General features: G+C 44.2%; 1 protein-coding gene and 1 pseudogene. Both read left to right on the forward strand.

The genetic code is table 11. The features are described 5' to 3' along the window. Window positions 1-264 (forward strand): annotated as a pseudogene (locus GMD6S_RS09785) (ABC transporter ATP-binding protein); the annotation flags it as partial. 97 nt (window positions 265-361) lie between these two features. Then, window positions 362-744, forward strand: a 383-nt coding sequence (locus tag GMD6S_RS09790; RefSeq protein ID WP_000800921.1) for a hypothetical protein, incomplete at its 3' end; no start/stop codon positions are given.

Consider the following 744-nt stretch of genomic DNA (forward strand, 5'->3'; position numbering starts at 1 on the left):
CTCTTGATTTTGGATGAAGCGACATCTTCAGTCGACACACGTACAGAGGAGTTGATTCAAAAAGCCATGGACCGTTTGATGGAAGGCAGAACTTCCTTTGTCATCGCCCACCGCTTGTCAACGATTCGTAATGCAGATTTGATTCTTGTCATGAAAGATGGAAATATCATCGAGCAAGGCAATCACGAGGAGCTGATGGCGCAAGGTGGCTTTTATGCGGATCTCTACAATAGTCAATTTACAGAAGACGAAGCAGAAGAATAAATCTAAAGAAGGCTTGACGGCCTTCTTTTTCTGCACTATACTAGAAGACAAACGTCTCACCTGTAGACGAAAACAAGGTAATGAATGAGAAGTATAAATGAAAAATTATCAAGAATGGTATCAAAATATCAGCTCCAGACTCACCAGCCATCCCACTCTTTTATTTCTGTTACGCAGTTTCAATCGTTTGATGACAGTCGCCATGCCTCTGGTCTACCTGGCCTTGCTAGTCACCACTTACCTGCAACTAGGACTTGGTCAGCAAGTTGGGGTTTATTTGCTTGTCCCTGCCTCAGGTTTTGTGATTTTGTCTCTTTTTCGTAAGAAAATCAACCACCCGCGACCTTATGAAACTTGGGATATCTGTCCCCTTCTTGATAAGGATAGTTCGGGACGGTCGATGCCCAGTCGCCATGTCTTTTCGGCAACTATCATCTCCATGGCCTGTCTGCATGCTAGTCTACCTGTTGGCTTAGCATG

The sequence above is a fragment of the Streptococcus sp. GMD6S genome, assembly GCF_000297015.1.